16 protein-coding genes and 2 pseudogenes are annotated in these 18,157 nt (G+C 37.5%); 8 read left to right on the top strand and 10 right to left on the bottom strand.

Annotated elements, in window-relative coordinates; translation table 11 throughout:
* Nucleotides 1-91 precede the first annotated feature (91 nt).
* Nucleotides 92-817 (bottom strand): annotated as a pseudogene (locus tag AYJ55_RS08520) (IS982 family transposase); the annotation flags it as partial.
* A 107-nt stretch (nt 818-924) separates the two neighbouring features.
* Here AYJ55_RS08520 and AYJ55_RS08515 point away from each other — a divergent pair.
* Nucleotides 925-1,963, top strand: a pseudogene (locus AYJ55_RS08515) (IS481 family transposase).
* A 497-nt stretch (nt 1,964-2,460) separates the two neighbouring features.
* Here AYJ55_RS08515 and ruvB read toward each other — a convergent pair.
* The 6 genes from ruvB to aspS all read right to left on the bottom strand — a co-directional run bounded on the left by ruvB (nt 2,461) and on the right by aspS (nt 7,768).
* Nucleotides 2,461-3,477, bottom strand: coding sequence for a Holliday junction branch migration DNA helicase RuvB (ruvB, locus tag AYJ55_RS08510; protein ID WP_063655565.1), 1,017 nt, complete (start codon nt 3,475-3,477; stop codon nt 2,461-2,463).
* Nucleotides 3,478-3,499: 22 nt separating this feature from the next.
* Complete coding sequence (ruvA, locus tag AYJ55_RS08505; RefSeq protein ID WP_063655563.1) at nt 3,500-4,111, bottom strand: Holliday junction branch migration protein RuvA; 612 nt, start codon at nt 4,109-4,111, stop codon at nt 3,500-3,502.
* Between the two features lie 71 nt (nt 4,112-4,182).
* Nucleotides 4,183-4,704, bottom strand: coding sequence for a crossover junction endodeoxyribonuclease RuvC (gene ruvC / locus AYJ55_RS08500; RefSeq protein ID WP_063655561.1), 522 nt, complete (start codon nt 4,702-4,704; stop codon nt 4,183-4,185).
* An 89-nt stretch (nt 4,705-4,793) separates the two neighbouring features.
* Nucleotides 4,794-5,531: a YebC/PmpR family DNA-binding transcriptional regulator gene (locus AYJ55_RS08495; RefSeq protein ID WP_063655558.1), complete on the bottom strand. Its 738-nt coding sequence runs from the start codon at nt 5,529-5,531 to the stop codon at nt 4,794-4,796.
* 30 nt (nt 5,532-5,561) lie between these two features.
* Complete coding sequence (nudB, locus tag AYJ55_RS08490) at nt 5,562-5,999, bottom strand: dihydroneopterin triphosphate diphosphatase (RefSeq protein WP_063655556.1); 438 nt, start codon at nt 5,997-5,999, stop codon at nt 5,562-5,564.
* 5 nt (nt 6,000-6,004) lie between these two features.
* Nucleotides 6,005-7,768 (bottom strand): aspartate--tRNA ligase, encoded by a 1,764-nt coding sequence (gene aspS, locus AYJ55_RS08485; RefSeq protein WP_063655554.1) that lies wholly within the window; start codon nt 7,766-7,768, stop codon nt 6,005-6,007.
* 631 nt (nt 7,769-8,399) lie between these two features.
* On the opposite strand from aspS, the gene AYJ55_RS08480 reads away from it, so the two are divergent.
* Complete coding sequence (locus AYJ55_RS08480; RefSeq protein ID WP_063655551.1) at nt 8,400-8,768, top strand: MAPEG family protein; 369 nt, start codon at nt 8,400-8,402, stop codon at nt 8,766-8,768.
* A 52-nt stretch (nt 8,769-8,820) separates the two neighbouring features.
* Here the strand turns inward: AYJ55_RS08480 and AYJ55_RS08475 are convergent, their stop codons facing one another.
* Nucleotides 8,821-9,861, bottom strand: a complete 1,041-nt coding sequence (locus AYJ55_RS08475) for an IS481 family transposase (protein ID WP_063654070.1) — start codon at nt 9,859-9,861, stop codon at nt 8,821-8,823.
* A gap of 217 nt (nt 9,862-10,078) precedes the next feature.
* Between AYJ55_RS08475 and cmoA the strand changes: the two genes are divergently transcribed.
* A complete protein-coding gene (gene cmoA, locus AYJ55_RS08470) occupies nt 10,079-10,834 on the top strand; it encodes a carboxy-S-adenosyl-L-methionine synthase CmoA (protein ID WP_063655549.1) in 756 nt (251 codons plus the stop codon).
* On the top strand, nt 10,834-11,805 hold the full coding sequence (cmoB, locus tag AYJ55_RS08465; protein ID WP_063655547.1) for a tRNA 5-methoxyuridine(34)/uridine 5-oxyacetic acid(34) synthase CmoB: 972 nt from the start codon (nt 10,834-10,836) through the stop codon (nt 11,803-11,805). Before cmoA ends, cmoB begins: the two co-directional genes overlap by 1 nt.
* Before the next feature lie 41 nt (nt 11,806-11,846).
* Here the strand turns inward: cmoB and cutC are convergent, their stop codons facing one another.
* Nucleotides 11,847-12,605, bottom strand: a complete 759-nt coding sequence (gene cutC / locus AYJ55_RS08460) for a copper homeostasis protein CutC (protein ID WP_063655545.1) — start codon at nt 12,603-12,605, stop codon at nt 11,847-11,849.
* A gap of 523 nt (nt 12,606-13,128) precedes the next feature.
* On the opposite strand from cutC, the gene argS reads away from it, so the two are divergent.
* The 4 genes from argS (at nt 13,129) to purR (ending at nt 17,899) form a co-directional block, all read left to right on the top strand.
* Complete coding sequence (gene argS, locus AYJ55_RS08455; protein ID WP_063655543.1) at nt 13,129-14,859, top strand: arginine--tRNA ligase; 1,731 nt, start codon at nt 13,129-13,131, stop codon at nt 14,857-14,859.
* A gap of 560 nt (nt 14,860-15,419) precedes the next feature.
* A complete protein-coding gene (locus AYJ55_RS08450; protein WP_063653415.1) occupies nt 15,420-15,785 on the top strand; it encodes an IS630 transposase-related protein in 366 nt (121 codons plus the stop codon).
* Nucleotides 15,709-16,242, top strand: a complete 534-nt coding sequence (locus tag AYJ55_RS08445; protein ID WP_162505291.1) for an IS630 family transposase — start codon at nt 15,709-15,711, stop codon at nt 16,240-16,242. Before AYJ55_RS08450 ends, AYJ55_RS08445 begins: the two co-directional genes overlap by 77 nt.
* A 631-nt stretch (nt 16,243-16,873) precedes the next feature.
* Nucleotides 16,874-17,899: an HTH-type transcriptional repressor PurR gene (gene purR, locus AYJ55_RS08440; protein WP_063655541.1), complete on the top strand. Its 1,026-nt coding sequence runs from the start codon at nt 16,874-16,876 to the stop codon at nt 17,897-17,899.
* A gap of 19 nt (nt 17,900-17,918) precedes the next feature.
* Here purR and AYJ55_RS08435 read toward each other — a convergent pair whose 3' ends face one another.
* Nucleotides 17,919-18,155 (bottom strand): LysR substrate-binding domain-containing protein, encoded by a 237-nt coding sequence (locus AYJ55_RS08435; RefSeq protein ID WP_245677313.1) that lies wholly within the window; start codon nt 18,153-18,155, stop codon nt 17,919-17,921.
* Nucleotides 18,156-18,157 lie beyond the last annotated feature (2 nt).

Below are 18,157 nucleotides of genomic sequence, written 5' to 3'. Positions count from 1 at the left end.
GCAACTTATTGTAATTTAAACAAATTTATACGTTTTAGTAACTTGCAAATTAACCATTGCTTTTAAGCCATTTCTGGAATTTTATATGCTTGTGCGAAACTCGTGAAAGATTTTTTAACTCATCAAATACCGTTTCAATGACAGAACGATGACGCAAGATGACTTTGTCGAAACAAGTCTGTTCAACAGGCTTCATTTTCTTCTTGATATTCGTTATAAGGTTAATTCCCATTGTTTTCAGTTGCTGTTTCAGTGAAGCCGATAAATACCCTTTATCCGCATACAAACAACCAGAAAGATCTTTTATCAGCTCAGGTAATGGTTTCCGATCATCTGTGTTTCCTGGTGTAAGTCGAAAACTGAGTATTTCCCCCAAATGATTGATAATTACATGAAGTTTGAAACCAAAGAACCAACCTGTTGAGGTTTTTCCTCGTTCAGCTATCCCATCGAAGACTTTATGCCGGCGGATCCGTAAGTTATCACACACAGCTATCGGAGTAGAATCGGCAACCGACAGACCCGTGCACTTTCCCTTAATTGACTCAAACAGTGCCGTTAAAGCTAAGGCACTGCGCGGAAGTAACTCTACGCAGCGTGAATATGATGGCAAGTTAGGAAATTCCTTCCTGAGATATAAATGGATATGATAGAGATAAAATACCTTGAATTGTCTGAATCGGAGTTGATGAAACAAAACAACCAGTGTCATCATTTCAGCCAACGAAAGCTGAGCAGACCGTCTACGACGCTTACTACCGTTATTCAGCAAAATTTCATGCATTTTTGGCTCGAAGTCTTTACAAAAATCATCCATCAGGCAATAAGTGTATTAGTCTTAACTTAATCTGACAATTCTGATTTAAAAAAGAGCGTTACCTGTTTTAATTAAAATCATTAGATGATAGAATAAAAGGTAATTCTATGTATCAAACAAATAATCCTATCATCAAACATAAAGTCGGGTTACTTAACCTTGCTGAAGAGCCTCATAACGTATCAAAAGCCTGTAAGATTATGGGTGTATCCCGAGATACTTTCTATCGCTATCAAGAATTTGTTAACAATGGTGGGAGCGATGCCTTAATTAATCAAAATCGACGGGTACCTAACATAAAAAATAGAGTAGATGAACAGATTGAAAGCGCTGTAGTTGAGTATGCGATTGAATACCCTGCACACGGACAACACCGCAGTAGTAATGAACTAAAAAAAAGGAATTTTTGTTTCGGGAAGTGGTGTTCGTTCTATTTGGCTACGTCATCATCTTGAAAATTTTAAAAAACGTCTAAAGGCACTAGAAGATAAAATAGCGACAGAAGGGATTATCCTGTCAGAATCACAAATCAGCGCACTCGAAAAAAAAGCACAGGATGATGAGGCCAATGGTGAGATTGAAACAGCACATCAGGGTTATTTGGGGTCACAGGACACTTTTTATGTCAATCATTTAAAAGGCGTTGGTCGTGTTTATCAACAGACTTACATTGATACTTATAGTAAAGTCGTTCATTGTAAGCTTTACACAACGAAAAGCGGGATAACGGCGGCAGATTTATTAAATGACAAGGTTCTGCCTTTTTACACCCAGCATGGATTACCGATTTTACGTATACTGACGGACAGAGGCAGTGAGTATTGTGGTAAAGTTGAGCATCACGATTATCAACTTTATCTCGCTATCAACGATATTGATCATACAAAAACTAAAGCTCGTTCACCTCAAACCAATGGGATTTGTGAACGCTTTCATAAAACTGTATTACAAGAGTTCTATCAGGTGGCTTTTCGTAAGAAAATCTTCGGTAATTTAGCCGAATTACAAACTGATTTAGACAAATGATTAGACGAATACAATAACCAACGCACTCATCAAGGAAAAATGTGTTGCGGTCGAACTCCTATGGTAACTTTATACGAGGGAAAACAACTTTGGCGAGAAAAAGATTTAAATCAAATTTAACCTGACAGATACTGTATAAATAACCGGCAACTGTCAGCTCAAGTCTGAGCTACTACATATTGCTCTGGCAAAACTTATAATACTAACATTGATAATAATAATTTTATTTTCATTCAGTTTATTCCATAATTAGCTAATTTTATTTATTAAAAAATAGTTAGTAGACATAATGAAAAAATGAAAACTACCGTAAATTTATTATTTAACAACGGCAAAAACATCAATAAAAATAATATAATTAATTATATTAATATTAAACTATTCCTTATTTTTGAGAGTTAAATATCATCAATTTATATTAATAATGCATTAATTAAATAAGAAGTTCATTGATAATAAAAATGGTTAATAAAAATAACAGATAATAATTATAAATAAATTATTATTTATTCATATATTATAAATAGCAGCCTAACCTGGTGTTAAGCTGCATTGAAAATAATTAGCATGATTATATTAGCAAATTACAAGCAATAAATTTAACCCCATTAATAAGCTTAATTAGCATCATCATGATCTTTATTAAGTCCAAAATGGCGGTAGGCATGATCAGTCGCAATTCGACCACGGGGAGTACGCTGAATAAATCCTTGTTGAATCAGGAAAGGTTCAAGAACATCCTCTATGGTTTCCCTTTCTTCACCAATTGCAGCGGCCACATTGTCTAATCCTACCGGTCCTCCCATAAATTTATCAATAATAGCTATCAATAATTTACGATCAAGATAGTCAAAACCGGCTGAATCAACATTAAGCATATCTAATGCCTGTGAAGCGATGTCGCCATCAATAATACCATCACCTTTTATTTGGGCAAAATCTCTTACTCGCCGTAACAAACGATTAGTTATCCGCGGCGTTCCCCGTGAGCGCATCGCAATTTGTCTCGCACCGGCATCAGAAATTTCTAACCTCATAAAGTGAGCACTACGTAATACAATCGTCTGTAAATCATCGACATTATAAAATTCAAGACGCTGAACAATACCAAAACGATCTCTAAGCGGGGATGTCAGTGAGCCGGCTCTGGTTGTTGCACCAACTAGAGTAAAAGGAGGTAGATCAATTTTAATTGAACGCGCAGCAGGCCCTTCTCCTATCATGATATCCAGTTGGTAATCTTCCATTGCCGGATAAAGGATCTCTTCTACAACCGGCGACAAACGATGTATTTCATCAATAAAGAGTACATCATGCGGTTCTAAATTAGTTAGCATTGCCGCTAAATCCCCTGCCTTTTCTAATACTGGGCCGGAGGTGGTACGTAAATTTGCGCCCAATTCATTCGCCACAATACCCGCTAATGTCGTTTTACCGAGCCCAGGTGGACCAAAAATCAGCAAGTGATCAAGGGCTTCAGCTCGTAATTTAGCTGCCTGGATAAAGATTTCCATCTGTTGGCAAACCTGAGGTTGCCCGACATATTCAGTAAGGAGTTTTGGTCGAATAGCGCGATCAATCACGTCTTCATCAGGTAAATTCTCAGCAGAAACTAAACGATCAGCCTCAATCATAGATTTGTTCCTTACTTATTATTTATAATGCAGCTCGCAATGCTTCGCGGATCAATGCTTCACAGTTAGTAGCTCCATGTGCAACTTTGCCAATCATACGGCTCGCATCTTGTGGTTTATAGCCTAAAGAAATCAATGCAGAAACTGCCTCTGCTTCAATATGACTATTTTGTTTTGCTGCTGATGAGCCAGGTAAATCTATCGCACTATTATTAAATAGATCGACATTAAGTCCTTTAAAGCGGTCTTTCATTTCAACCACCAGCCGTTCTGCGGTTTTTTTGCCAACACCCGGTAATTTTACCAACCTAGAAATCGCTTCTTGTTCTATCGCAGAAACAAATTGATAAGCTGACATACCGGATAAAATGGCCAGCGCTAATTTAGGACCTACCCCATTAACCTTAATTAACTCACGAAATAATGCCCTTTCTTGCTTATCATTGAAGCCATATAGTAGCTGTGCATCTTCACGCACGATAAATTGAGTCCACAAGATCACTTCCTGACCAATTTCTGGTAATTCATAAAAGCAGGTCATTGGCATATGAACTTCATAACCTACACCATTTAGTTCGAGTAATACAATAGGCGGCTGTTTTTCCAAAATAGTGCCTCGCAAGCGACCAATCACATCGATTTCCTCTTTTAGGTTATTCTGCTAATGCTTATATTATAAAAAAATACTGGATTTATATCCAGTCATTAACGCAAGCGTCTTTTAGCCAATGATAGTTCTGGCTCACCTATTCGAGCCAAATTTTGATTAAAATGACAATGCGTGATCGCAATAGCTAAAGCATCAGCAGCATCAGCTTGAGAATGCGATAACAATTTCAATATTGAGCAGACCATATGCTGAACTTGTTTTTTTTCCGCCGCTCCCGTGCCAACAACGGATTGTTTTACTTGTCGCGCCGCATATTCAAAAACTGGTAATTGATTATTGACTGCAGCTAAAATCGCCACGCCTCTTGCTTGACCTAATTTTAGAGCAGAATCGGCATTTTTTGCCATAAACACCTGTTCGATAGCAAAACTGTCCGGTCGATATTGGGTAATGATTTCAGTGACACCTGCATAAATACGTTGTAAGCGTGTTGGCAGATCGTCTGCCTGAGTACGTATACAGCCACTACCTAAATAGATCAACTGTCGACTTTGTTGACGAATAACACCATAACCGGTAATACGCGAACCAGGATCAATCCCAAGAATAATTGCCATATTCTTGACTCACTGAGTAGGTTAAACATGCAAAGAAAAAGCATACTGATAATCAGCATGCTATCTCTTAATATAAAAAGTTGATTTAATTATAGCTGAGCCGCAACTTCATCTGAAATTTCCCCATTATGATACACTTCTTGTACATCATCAGAATCTTCCAGCATGTCGATTAAACGTAAAAGTTTAGGTGCAGTGTCAGCATCTAAATTTGCTTTGGTTGACGGGATCATTGTCACCTCGGCGGCTTCAGCCTTAAAACCGGCCGCATCTAAAGCATCTTTTACATCACCAAAGCATTCTAGCGTAGTATAAACATTGATGGCGCCATCATCATAAGATTTGACATCATCGGCACCCGCTTCTAATGCCGCTTCTATTAAGTTATCTTCATCAATGCCTGGTGCATATGAGATCACGCCACGTTTAGTAAATAAATAAGCAACCGAACCATCGGTACCTAAATTACCACCGCATTTAGTAAAGGCATGGCGGACATCAGAAACTGTACGATTACGATTATCACTTAAGCATTCAACCATAACAGCCGTACCACCTGGGCCATAGCCTTCATAAATGATAGTTTCCAGATTATCATTGTCATCACTACCTACACCACGTGCGATTGCTCGATTTAACGTATCTCGCGTCATATTATTAGATAATGCCTTATCAATCGCCGCACGCAATCGTGGGTTTGATGCAGCGTCACCTAAACGAGCCGCTGTTACCAGTTCACGAATAATTTTAGTAAAAATTTTACCCCGTTTAGCATCTTGCGCCGCTTTTCGGTGTTTGGTATTGGCCCATTTACTATGACCTGCCATGAAATATCTCCCAAAATACGTCAATAAAAATCATTTTAAAACAAATTGTTCAATCGCCTGACGGTTACTCCATGACTTGGTCAATGCTGCTGCCTGAGCAGCAGGTAACCAACGAAAAGCCAAATGTTCTTTCAATAAAAAATCCTGCTCTTGCGGTAAGGCCAAAGAAAACCAATGCTCTTTGCATTGGGTTGTACCCGGAGCATAACGGTGGCGAAATTTAAAAAAAATATCAAAATAGAGACTGTGTTGCAGATCAACTAACGTCAAATGCTGTTTGATAATATCAATGCCTATCTCTTCTTTAACTTCACGCAATGCCGTTTCTCTTGGTGTTTCGTTATCCTCAAGACTACCGGTAACTGATTGCCAAAAATCAGGATCATCACACCGCTGTAGCATCAGTACTTGACGACTCGATTGCACATAAACTACAACTAATACTGATTCCGGCCGTTTATATTGCATAGTATCTATTTAGTTTTTGGAGCAACAGTTATCGCCAATTCCGCTAATGCAGCCGGATTAGCCACACTGGGTGCATCGGTCATCAAACAAGCGGCTGCGGTTGTTTTTGGAAACGCAATCACATCGCGAATATTTTCTGTTCCCGTTAATAACATAACAAGCCTATCTAAACCAAATGCTATACCGGCATGTGGCGGTGTTCCATATTGTAATGCCTCAAGCAAGAAGCCAAATTTATCTTGCTGATCTGATTGGCTAATATTAAGAATTTCAAAAACAGCTTGTTGCATCTTATTATGGTGGATACGCACTGAGCCGCCACCAACTTCATAACCATTAATGACCATATCATAGGCATTAGCCACGGCCGCCAAAGGATTGGTTTGTAGTTGCTCCGGGGTAAAATCTTTCGGTGCAGTAAAAGGATGATGCATAGCATTAAGCTCACCATTTTCATCTTCTTCAAACATTGGAAAATCAATAATCCACAACGGTTTCCAGCTATTATTTTGTGTGATTGCTAAATCACGTCCTACTTTCAACCGTAACGCTCCCATTGCATCATTGATAACATTTTGTTTACCAGCGCCAAATAACAAAATATCACCCGCTTTAGCTTGGGTACGTGCTAACAAATTATCAATCACCGATGGTGGTAAAAACTTAGCTATCGGGCTTTGAATATCTGCCTGACCTTCAGTCAGTGAATTAACCTTCATCCAAGCTAATCCTTTGGCGCCGTAAATAGCAACAAATTCAGTATAACCATCAAGTTGTTTACGCGTTAATGTGGCCCCGCCTGGAACACAAAGTGTAGCCACACGGCCTTTTGGATCATTGGCAGCTTCAGCAAAAACTTTAAATTCAACGGCATTGACCAAATCAGCAATATCAACCAATTCTAAAGGATTCCGTAAGTCTGGTTTATCTGAACCATAACGTTGCATGGCCTCAGCAAAAGTCATTACCGGAAAAGTGCCTAACTCAATACCTTTATTTTCCTGCCACAATTGACAGATCAAACGCTCCATCACTTCACGAACTTGCTCTGCAGTCATAAAAGAGGTTTCTACGTCGATCTGAGTAAATTCAGGCTGGCGATCAGCACGTAAATCTTCATCACGAAAACATTTTACTATCTGATAATAGCGCTCAAAGCCAGACATCATCAATAATTGTTTAAAAAGTTGTGGTGATTGCGGCAGAGCATAAAACTCACCTTTATGAACGCGGCTTGGAACAAGATAATCACGCGCACCTTCTGGTGTTGCTTTGGTCAAAACGGGCGTTTCAATATCAACAAAACCTTCTGCATCCATAAAACGACGCACAAAACTAATAATTTTGGCTCGCTCTCTTAAGCGCGTTGCCATTTCCGGCCGCCTTAAATCAAGATAACGATATTTTAATCTTATTTCCTCGGAATTTTGTTGATTGCTATCTATCGGTAATGGTTCAGAACGATTAATAATCGTCAATGCTTGTGCAACAATTTCAATCTCACCGGTCGGTATCTCTTTATTGATTTGTTCACGTTCTCGTACCATACCTGTGATCTGGATACAAAATTCGTTGCGTAACTGTGACGCTTGGGTAAAAAGTTCGGCATGATTTTCCTGCACAAAAACAACTTGAACTAAACCTTCGCGATCTCTCATATCGACAAAAATTAATTTACCTAAATTACGCTGGCGGTTAACCCAGCCACAGAGAGTCACTTTTTGTCCGACGTGAGCAACACCTAATTGCCCGCAATAATTTGTCCGCATACAATATCCTTTTACTCATAAATACTCAACTTGCAGAGTCGCTTGCATTAGCCGTTTTAGTGCTATTAATTTAAACATAATCAAAAAATATCGCTATCACGAGTTTCGCACCAATAAAAAAACGCTCTATTTTTAAGTTTAATTCAGCATAATATATAAATAGACAAAATCTTATAAATAATTAAACAAATTTATACGTTTTAGTAACTTGCAAATTAACCATTGCTTTTAAGCCATTTCTGGAATTTTATATGCCTGTGCGAAACTCGTGGCTATTATACAGAAATTTCTACTGGGAAAATAAGTACGCCTTATCATATTGGCTAGATAACTTTTAACGTATTCGCAATCTGAAAGCTTTTTATTGATTTAAATACTATATTTATGGTAACTGTTGAAGTTTTGAGATGTATCATTATTTCACTGTTTTGCCTAATAAAATTTGGGAAAAAATGGTTAGTTCTCTGTACACACGAGTTTCGCACAGGCATATAAAATTCCAGAAATGGCTTAAAAGCAATGGTTAATTTGCAAGTTACTAAAACGTATAAATTTGTTTAATTATTTATAAGATTTTGTCTATTTATATATTATGCTGAATTAAACTTAAAAATAGAGCGTTTTTTTATTGGTGCGAAACTCGTGGTACATTGTATTTAGTGCTTTAATATTGTTTAAGTTATCTTTGGAAGTCATTAAACTCAGAACTCAGTATCAAGTTACTTACGGTGATGATGGTTTTTGTGAATTACAAACAGCATTACGCGTTCAGAGTAATGCGATTGAGTATATTCCTATCTCTATGCTGTTATTATTGATGATGGCGATGAATGGTGCACCCGTTTGGGCTATTCATCTTTGTGGGTTAATTTTTATCATCGCCAGAATTTTTCATTACTTTGGCCTAAAACATAGAGAACGAACTTGGCGTCATTTTGGCCAAATAACGACTTATAGTTCTATGATTTTAATGATCCTGGTTAACATTTATTATTTGTAGTAGCTCAGACTTGATCTGACAGTTACCGGTTATTTATACAGTACCTGTCAGGTTAAATTTGATTTAAATCTTTCTCTCTCCAAAGTTGTTTTCCATCGTGTAAAGTTGCCATAGGAGTTCGACCGCAACACATTTTTCCTTGATGAGTGCGTTGGTTATTATATTCCGCTAACCATTTATCTAAATCAGCTTGTAATTCATTTAAAGCCCTATAGATTTTCTTACGAAAAGCCACCTGATAGAACTCTTGTAATACAGTTTTATGAAAGCGTTCACAAATCCCATTAGTTTGAGGTGAACGAGCTTTAGTTTTTGTATGATCAATATCATTGATAGCGAGATAAAGTTGATAATCGTGATGTTCAACTTTACCACAATACTCACTGCCTCTGTCCGTCAGTATACGTAACACCGGTAACCCATGCTGGGAATAAAAAGGGAGAACCTTGTCATTTAATAAATCTGCCGCCGTTATCGCGCTTTTTGTTGTGTAAAGCTTACAATGAACGACTTTACTGTAAGTATCAATGTAAGTTTGTTGATAAACACGACCAACGCCTTTTAAATGACCGACATAAAAAGTATCTTGTGAACCCAGATAACCTGGATGCGCTGTTTCAATCTCACCACAGGCTTCATCATCTTGCGCTTTCTTTTCTAGAGCACTGATTTGTGATTCTGACAGGATAATTCCTTCTGTTGCGATTTTATCTTCAAGCGCTTTTAGGCGTTTTGTAAAATTTTCGAGATTATGGCGCAGCCAAATAGAGCGAACGCCACTCCCCGAAACAAAAATGCCTTTTTTTCTTAGTTCATTACTACTGCGGTGTTGACCGTGTGCAGGGTATTCAATCGCATACTCGACTACAGCGCTTTCAATCTGTTCATCTACTCTATTTTTTACGTTAGGCACCCGTCGATTTTGATTAATTAAAGCGTCTATCCCACCATCGTTAACAAGTTCCTGGTAGCGATAAAACGTATCTCGGGATACCCCCATAATCTTACAGGCTTTTGAGACGTTATTAAGCTCTTCAGCGAGGTTAAGTAACCCGACTTTATGTTTGATGATAGGATTATTTGTTTGATACATAGAATTACCTTTTATTTAATTATCTAATGATGTTAATTAAAACCGGTAACGCTCTTTTTTAAATCAGAATTGTCGGATTAAGTTAAGACTAATACAATTTATTTCATTAACATGGTCATCATTATACTCTTTGCCACGTTAATGAGTTTTAATTTATGTCCTAACATAAAATCTGTTAGAATTAATCACCATTTGCTATTTAATTAATTCACAGGTTATGTCCAGCCAAATTTTAGATAAACAGAAAGACACCTTATTTGCCACTCCTATTGCCAATTTAGGTGATTGGAAATTTGATGAAAAAGTTGCCGAAGTCTTTCCTGATATGATTAAACGTTCTGTTCCTGGCTATTCAAATATTATTACTATGATTGGTATGCTCGCGACACGTTTCGTCACATCCAATAGCACTATTTATGATCTCGGCTGTTCTTTAGGCGCAGCGACATTATCAATTCGTCGTAATATTGAGGCTAAAAATTGTAAAATAATTGCTATTGATAATTCAGCGGCCATGATTGAGCGTTGCCAACGATATGTTCATGCTTACAAAGCGAATACGCCGGTTGAAATCATTAAAAGCGATATTCTCGATATCAACATACAAAATGCCTCAATGGTGGTATTAAATTTTACCCTACAATTTATTGCGCCAAGCGTTCGACAACAATTAATTAACCGGATCTACCAAGGACTAAATCCTGGCGGTGTCTTAGTGTTATCAGAAAAATTTAATTTTAGCGACGAAAAAATTGGCAATTTACTGTTTAATATGCATTATGATTTCAAGCGTGCCAATGGCTATAGTGAATTAGAGATAAGTCAAAAACGCAATATGCTAGAAAATAGCATGTTAACGGACTCGATTAACAAACATAAATCACGTCTGCTCGCAGCAGGGTTTAATCATTGTGACTTATGGTTTCAATGTTTCAATTTCGGTTCACTACTCGCTATCAAGGAACAAGTTTGATGATAGATTTTGGACATTTTTATCAACAAATCGCCGTAGGATCACTTAGCCATTGGTTAGAAACGCTGCCATGCCAAATTGAACAATGGAAAAAAACCACTCAACATGGGCAATTTAATTGTTGGCAAAAAATAGTGCAAAATCTGCCCGCTATGACACCCACTCGCTTAGATCTAAAAACCGCAGTGACAGCCAAAAATGAGTTACCACTTTGTTTAAAAGATAAGCAACGGATCACTTTACTGCTAAAAAGCCTAATGCCCTGGCGCAAAGGCCCATTTTCCCTTTACGATATTAATATTGATTGCGAATGGCGTTCGGACTGGAAATGGCAACGTATACTGCCTCATCTTTCACCATTAACAGATAAACAGGTACTTGATGTCGGCTGCGGTAATGGCTATCACATGTGGAGAATGATTGGTGAAGGCGCAAAAACTGTCATCGGTATTGATCCTACCCAACTATTTTTATGTCAGTTTGAAGCCATACGTAAATTAATTGGCAATAATCAACAAACACACCTATTGCCTCTAGGTATCGAGCAATTACCGACGCTAGCTGCCTTTGATACTGTATTTTCAATGGGTGTACTTTATCATCGGCGTTCACCGTTAGATCATCTCTATCAACTAAAAAATCAATTAGTTTCCGGTGGTGAGCTAGTACTGGAAAGTTTAGTTATTGAAGGTGATGAAAACCAATGCTTAATACCTGAAGAACGTTATGCTCAAATGCGTAATGTTTATTTTATTCCCTCAGCCAAAATGCTTAAAATTTGGCTAAAAAAGTGTGGCTTTTGCGATGTGCATATTGTTGATCAAACAGTAACAACCGTACAAGAACAGCGAAAAACAGCCTGGATGGAAACCGAATCATTAGCAAATTTTCTTGACCCAAATAACATGCATTTGACAGTTGAAGGTTATCCGGCTCCTTTACGCGCAACTTTAGTTGCCAAAAAAAGGTAAACTTGACGGTATTGAATACCGTCATTGCGCTAAACCTATAATCAGTTATTATTAGCAATAGCTAATAAATTTTTCATTGCTTCCACCACATCACTATCTACACTATAATGAGTAAATTCATCCATCTCCATATTGGAACTCATCGTTACCCCTGCTTTGCGGTAGTTCATGGTCGATGGCATCATTCTTCCAGCAGATGTATGTACTTCCGGTAAACCTGCATCAATAAATTTCTGCAAATTTGACAATTTTACCTCAGCACCCGCCATGATTATCGGGCCATTTGGGGTTTTACCAGATAATGCATTTAATTCTTTCAATAACGGTAAACCCCATTCCGCATTCGGCTGCTGGCCTGAGGTTAATATACGGGCAACACCAAGTTCTGTCAGCTGTACATAGGCCTGTTTTGGGCTAATGCACATATCAAATGCACGATGAAAAGTAATGGCCATATCCCCAGATAATGCTTTTAAAATACGCATACGCGGTATATCGATATGCCCTTCTCTATTCAATATGCCATATACCACACCAGGAAAACCTAACTGCCTGATAAATTTAACATCATGTTTAATAGTTTCGAACTCACTATCGCTGTAACAAAAATCCCCTCCTCTAGGACGTACAATTGGATGAACGGGGATCTTTATTGTATCTTTAGTCTGTTTTAAACAACCATAGCTAGGCGTTAATCCACCTTCAGCTGGACTGGAACAAAGTTCAATACGATCTGCGCCACATTTTTCCGCAATTAGCGCACATTCAGCTCCATAGCAGCAAATTTCTAGGGTTATCATAATACTGCCACCTCTGATTAATTATTGTTATTTCTATTTTTAATTATCAATTAATAAGCATACTATTCTGCAAATAAAATACCCGTATTTCAAACAATAATTGAGACAAGTAATTAATTTTAATGGAAAAGGATAATATTTTATTATAAAAGATCATTAACTATTGATAACAAATTTTCAATATATTTTTAACTTTTCATGAAGATAAATTTTAATCTGGAAAATAAAGAGACTTAACATAGCCCTTTTTTTAAATTAATATTTCTAATCAAAATTGCAATTTTTGCAGCCGTGTAATTTTTTAAAGTTAGATAAATCAAAAATCCTCTATTGTCATTTAACAAGATGATAAAAAGCGATCCTATCTGATATTGTTTTTTACAATAGAGTTATCGATCAAATAGTTGATAGTAGCATGTGAATAGCTAATTATGGTATAAAGCCAGCTATTTTTATCACGATCCTCATAGCTGTATCTGACTAAGTTGAATACGACAGCTATCTTCATCATTAAGGTAAACAGGTGAATATTCAGGCTCTTCTTTCAGAAAAAATTAGTAATGCATTAATTGCCGCAGGGGCTCCTAAAGGTAGTGAGGCACATATCCGCCCTTCAACAAAAGCCCAATTCGGTGATTACCAAGCTAATGGTGTCATGTCTGCAGCTAAAAAAATCGGCATTCCTCCACGTCAATTAGCTGAAAAAATGCTGCCGCTACTAAATCTGGAAAATATTGCCAATAAAGTTGAAATAGCGGGACCCGGTTTTATTAATATTTTTCTTGATAAGCAATGGATAGCCGAACAAATTGAACTTACTTTGCAACATGAAAAATTGGCAATTAGCACCGTTACGCCACAAACCGTCATTATTGACTATTCCGCTCCCAATGTAGCAAAGCAGATGCATGTTGGTCATTTACGTTCTACTATCATTGGCGATGCTGTTGCTCGTACATTAGAGTTTTTAGGTCATAAAGTAATACGTGCTAACCATATCGGCGATTGGGGCACCCAGTTCGGTATGCTAATTGCGTACTTGGAAAAAGTTCAACAAGAAAATGCTACCGATATGGCTTTAGCTGATCTCGAGACTTTCTATCGTGAAGCTAAAAAACATTATGATGAAGATGAAAACTTTGCTGAACTTGCACGTAATTATGTGGTTAAACTACAATCTGGTGATGAATATTGTCGGAAAATGTGGCGCAAATTGGTTGATATTACCATGGCGCAAAATCAACACACCTATCATCGTTTAAATGTCACATTGACGGAAGACGATGTGATGGGTGAAAGCTTATATAATAATATGCTGCATGATATTGTCGCTGATTTAACAGCTAAAAAGTTAGCCGTTAAAAGTGATGGCGCTATTGTTGTCTATCTAGATGAATTTAAGAATAAAGAGGGTGATGCCATGGGGGTTATCATCCAGAAAAAAGATGGTGGTTATCTTTATACGACAACAGATATTGCCTGCGCTAAATATCGTCATGAAATGTTACACGCTGATCGGGTGTTATATTATATAGATTCACGACAACATCAACATCTAATGCAAGCTTGGGCTATTGTGCGTAAAGCCGGCTATATTCCCGATACAATGTCATTAGAGCATCATATGTTCGGTATGATGCTAGGTAAAGATGGTAAACCGTTTAAAACTCGAGCCGGCGGAGCGATCCAGCTCGCCGATTTACTTGATGAAGCAATTGAGCGGGCCGGTGATCTTATTCGGCAAAAAAATCCAGCTATGCTAGAAAAAGAGTTACAATCGATTAGTCAGGCGGTGGGTATTGGTGCAGTAAAATATGCCGATCTATCGAAAAATCGTACCACTGATTATATTTTTGACTGGGACAATATGTTAGCGTTTGAAGGTAATACCGCGCCTTATATGCAATATGCTTATACCCGTGTGGCCTCCATTTTTAAACGGGCTAATATTAATCCAACAGCACTAAGCGAGCCGGTGATTTTAGCAAATCAGTATGAACAAGCCTTAGCGACTCGTTTATTACAATTTGAAGAAACAATACTAACCGTTGCTCGCGACGGTTTACCCCATATTATGTGTGCTTATTTATATGATCTGGCTGGTTTATTTTCTAGTTTTTATGAACATTGCCCAATTTTAGGTGCAGAAAATAATGCATCAAAAGAAAGTCGATTAAAACTGGCATTACTGACGCAAAAAACCTTAAAAATTGGTTTAGACACATTAGGGATTGAAACGGTAGAAAAAATGTAATCCCTTATTAGACTATAGGCTGCCAGTAGTGCAGCCTGCTGTCCATGATGCGGGTTAAGCCAAAATGTTGTAGCGATAAAAAGCAGACAGTTAAGCCAATATGATGCTCATAAAATAAAAGAAACAAAAGATACGATCACTAATAATGAAACTATCGCAGTACATAAATCATACCACGAGTTTCGCACCAATAAAAAAACGCTCTATTTTTAAGTTTAATTCAGCATAATATATAAATAGACAAAATCTTATAAATTAAAAGCAACTTATTGTAACCTGAGTTCGGGATAAGGATCCTAATTTTTTATCACATATTCAAATAGTTAATTTAAAATAATTACATAAAACAGTATTAATTTTGGTTTTTTTCATGATTTTAGTAGAGAAAAATAGCTTCTTTTTTAACCTCCTATCACTAAGAATTTTCCTGCTTTTTTATCTTCTTGATTTTAAAATATCTTTTGATAAATCGGCTATTTTTATTTTCTCACAACTATCGCTTATCCCGAACTCAGATTATTGTATAGCTAGGCGACTTAATTTTGATTACAAGGTGTGTTATGAGTTATACAATTGATTTTCGACGTAAAGTAATATCTGTAAGGAAAGCCGAAGGTTTAACAATTCGAGAAACTGCGAAACAATTCCGTATTGGAAAAGCGTCTTTAGTACGTTGGCTTAAACGACCAGAGCCAAAAAATTCAACGCCACGTAAGAGGAAGCTCGATAAAAATGCTTTAGCAAAAGATGTGGAACAGTATCCAGATGCTTACCAAAAGGAACGGGCAGAGCGATTCGGTGTTTGTAAAAAGACTATTTGGCAATCCCTTAAAAAGCTGGGATTAACCTATAAAAAAAACTCTATTCCATCCAAAAACCAACGAAAGCGACAGGCTGGCACATCAGCAAAAAAGACAACAGTATGAAAAAAAAGATAAATCTGTTGTTTTTATTGATGAAAGTGGTTTTTCACATGACACTCCACGAACTCACGGCTATTCCCCAAAAGGTCACCGTTGTTTTGGCCTGAAAAACTGGGGTGCTAAGGGAAGAACAAATGTTATTGGCGCTTTATTGGGAACAACCCTTTTTGCTATCGGATTATTTGATTGCAATATTAACCGTGATGTTTTTTATGTTTGGATCACAAAAATATTGCTCCCAGAACTTCCTGAAAATTCTGTTATTTTTATGGACAACGCTAGCTTTCACAAAGGTAAGAATATTGAACAGGCAATTATAAACGCAGGACACCAGATAGAATATTTGCCTGTGTATTCACCAGATTTAAATCCTATAGAACATAAATGGTCTCAAGCTAAACGTAAAAAGATGGAAACAGGATGCACTATCGATGACCTGTTTTTAATACATATGCTGTAATCAAAATTAAGTCGCCTAGCTATAACTTAAACAAATTTATACGTTTTAGTAACTTGCAAATTAACCATTGCTTTTAAGCCATTTCTGGAATTTTATATGCCTGTGCGAAACTCGTGTTTATTTCTTATCTCGAACTCAGGTTAAATGTATCCTGTGTGGTGGGAAAATGGTCTATCGGCGGTCCTTGGCTGGAGTGGCAACAATGGAGCTGGTTGCTAACACAGTGGAAATAGCGCGAATGCGCTACGTGATGTAATGCAGGGAAGATCTCCCTGAATTCAGCAGAGTTGTTCAAAAATCAGTCGATTAGCACAAAAATAATGACTTAATTCCCTTTTCTGATGAAAAAAACAGCAAATTTTACCGTCTGTAATCTCTATTTCATGCGGCTTCAGGATCTTTGAGATTCCTAGACGTTGAAAAATCATTAAATGTCATAATATCATACAACAACAAAAGCTATTTTCTATTATATCATCTAGCAAAGATTGATTAATACTTTTGTTTTTACTGCAAATCAGACAAAATGATCAGTTTACTGATAACTTAATTATCTATTTTTATAGATCAATAACAGTAATTTTTAAACAATAGTAAAGGAATTGGGAATGGGTCAGGAGTCTTTATAATCATGGCAACAATTAAGGATGTGGCAAAGCTTGCGGGTGTCTCAACTACCACCGTATCACATGTAATTAATAATACCCGTTTTGTCGCCGAAGAGACAAAAACGATCGTCAAGGCAGCCATTAAAACACTTAATTACTCTCCCAGTGCCGTTGCTCGTAGTTTGAAAGTTAATCATACTAAATCCATTGGCTTATTAGCCACATCTAATGAAGCCCCTTACTTTGCAGAAGTCATTGAATCAGTCGAAAACAACTGTTTTAGTCAAGGATATACATTGATCCTGTGTAATTCGCACAACAACCTAAATAAACAACAAGCCTATTTACAAATGTTAGCGCAAAAACGGGTTGATGGTTTACTTGTCATGTGCTCAGAATACCCCAACCAACTACTCCAGATGTTAGAGGAATACCGCAATATTCCAATGGTGGTGATGGATTGGGGGCAAGCCCATGGTTATTTTACCGATGTCATCATTGATAATGCAGTTTATGGTGGCTATCTTGCCGGGCGTTATCTTATCGAACGAGGTCATCGTGATTTAGGTATTATCTCTGGACCATCAAAACGCAATACCGGCAATGGCCGGCGGCAAGGTTTTCTCAATGCCATGAAGGAAGCTAACATCCAGCCACATAACGAATGGATTGTCGAGGGTGATTTCGAACCAGCTTCCGGCTACGAGGCGATGAAACAAATATTAAGTCACCAACAAAAACCAACTGCCATTTTCTGTGGTGGTGATATTATGGCGATGGGGGCTATCAGCGCTGCGAATGAATTAGGAATTCGAGTGCCACAAGATATATCTATTATTGGCTACGACAATGTGCGTAATGCGCGTTTTTTCACCCCAGCATTGACCACCATTCATCAGCCCAAAGAACGTTTAGGTCAAATGGCCTTTACCATGCTGCTTGATCGCATTATTAATAAACGCCAAGATGCGCAAACTATTGAAATACACCCAGAACTTATTAAACGTCGTTCAGTTGTCGATGGTCCATTTATTGACTACCGAAGATGATCCCTGGATTTAAACGCTATCAATTAGTTAACCACTCGGCATTGAATGCTTCGTTATTACCTAAATAATCCAGTAGCCAACACAATGTCGGGGAACGTTTTTCTTCATTCCATATGATACAACACGGACTATCAGGTAAGGGTTGCTTAATCTGCAATGTCTTTAATTCATTTTTGCGGCAAAGTTGCTCTACCCGATGTTTAGGCGCAAATCCTAAACATAATCCATTTTTAAGCATGCTAAACCACTTTCCCAATC

Source organism: Candidatus Arsenophonus triatominarum, assembly GCF_001640365.1.
GTDB classification, from domain to species: Bacteria; Pseudomonadota; Gammaproteobacteria; order Enterobacterales; family Enterobacteriaceae; genus Arsenophonus; species Arsenophonus triatominarum.
The sequence above is the reverse complement of the archived record's forward strand: the minus strand, read 5'-3'. Positions and strand labels throughout refer to the sequence as shown.

Excerpts from the sequence above, each read along its gene's own strand:
- AYJ55_RS08495 (WP_063655558.1), bottom strand. The coding sequence starts at position 5,531 with ATGGCAGGTCATAGTAAATGGGCCAATACCAAACACCGAAAAGCGGCG.
- cmoB (WP_063655547.1), top strand. The coding sequence starts at position 10,834 with ATGATAGATTTTGGACATTTTTATCAACAAATCGCCGTAGGATCACTT.
- aspS (WP_063655554.1), bottom strand. The coding sequence starts at position 7,768 with ATGCGGACAAATTATTGCGGGCAATTAGGTGTTGCTCACGTCGGACAA.
- nudB (WP_063655556.1), bottom strand. The coding sequence starts at position 5,999 with ATGCAATATAAACGGCCGGAATCAGTATTAGTTGTAGTTTATGTGCAA.
- ruvB (WP_063655565.1), bottom strand. The coding sequence starts at position 3,477 with ATGATTGAGGCTGATCGTTTAGTTTCTGCTGAGAATTTACCTGATGAA.
- AYJ55_RS08450 (WP_063653415.1), top strand. The coding sequence starts at position 15,420 with ATGAGTTATACAATTGATTTTCGACGTAAAGTAATATCTGTAAGGAAA.
- ruvC (WP_063655561.1), bottom strand. The coding sequence starts at position 4,704 with ATGGCAATTATTCTTGGGATTGATCCTGGTTCGCGTATTACCGGTTAT.
- AYJ55_RS08475 (WP_063654070.1), bottom strand. The coding sequence starts at position 9,861 with ATGTATCAAACAAATAATCCTATCATCAAACATAAAGTCGGGTTACTT.
- purR (WP_063655541.1), top strand. The coding sequence starts at position 16,874 with ATGGCAACAATTAAGGATGTGGCAAAGCTTGCGGGTGTCTCAACTACC.
- cmoA (WP_063655549.1), top strand. The coding sequence starts at position 10,079 with ATGTCCAGCCAAATTTTAGATAAACAGAAAGACACCTTATTTGCCACT.
- cutC (WP_063655545.1), bottom strand. The coding sequence starts at position 12,605 with ATGATAACCCTAGAAATTTGCTGCTATGGAGCTGAATGTGCGCTAATT.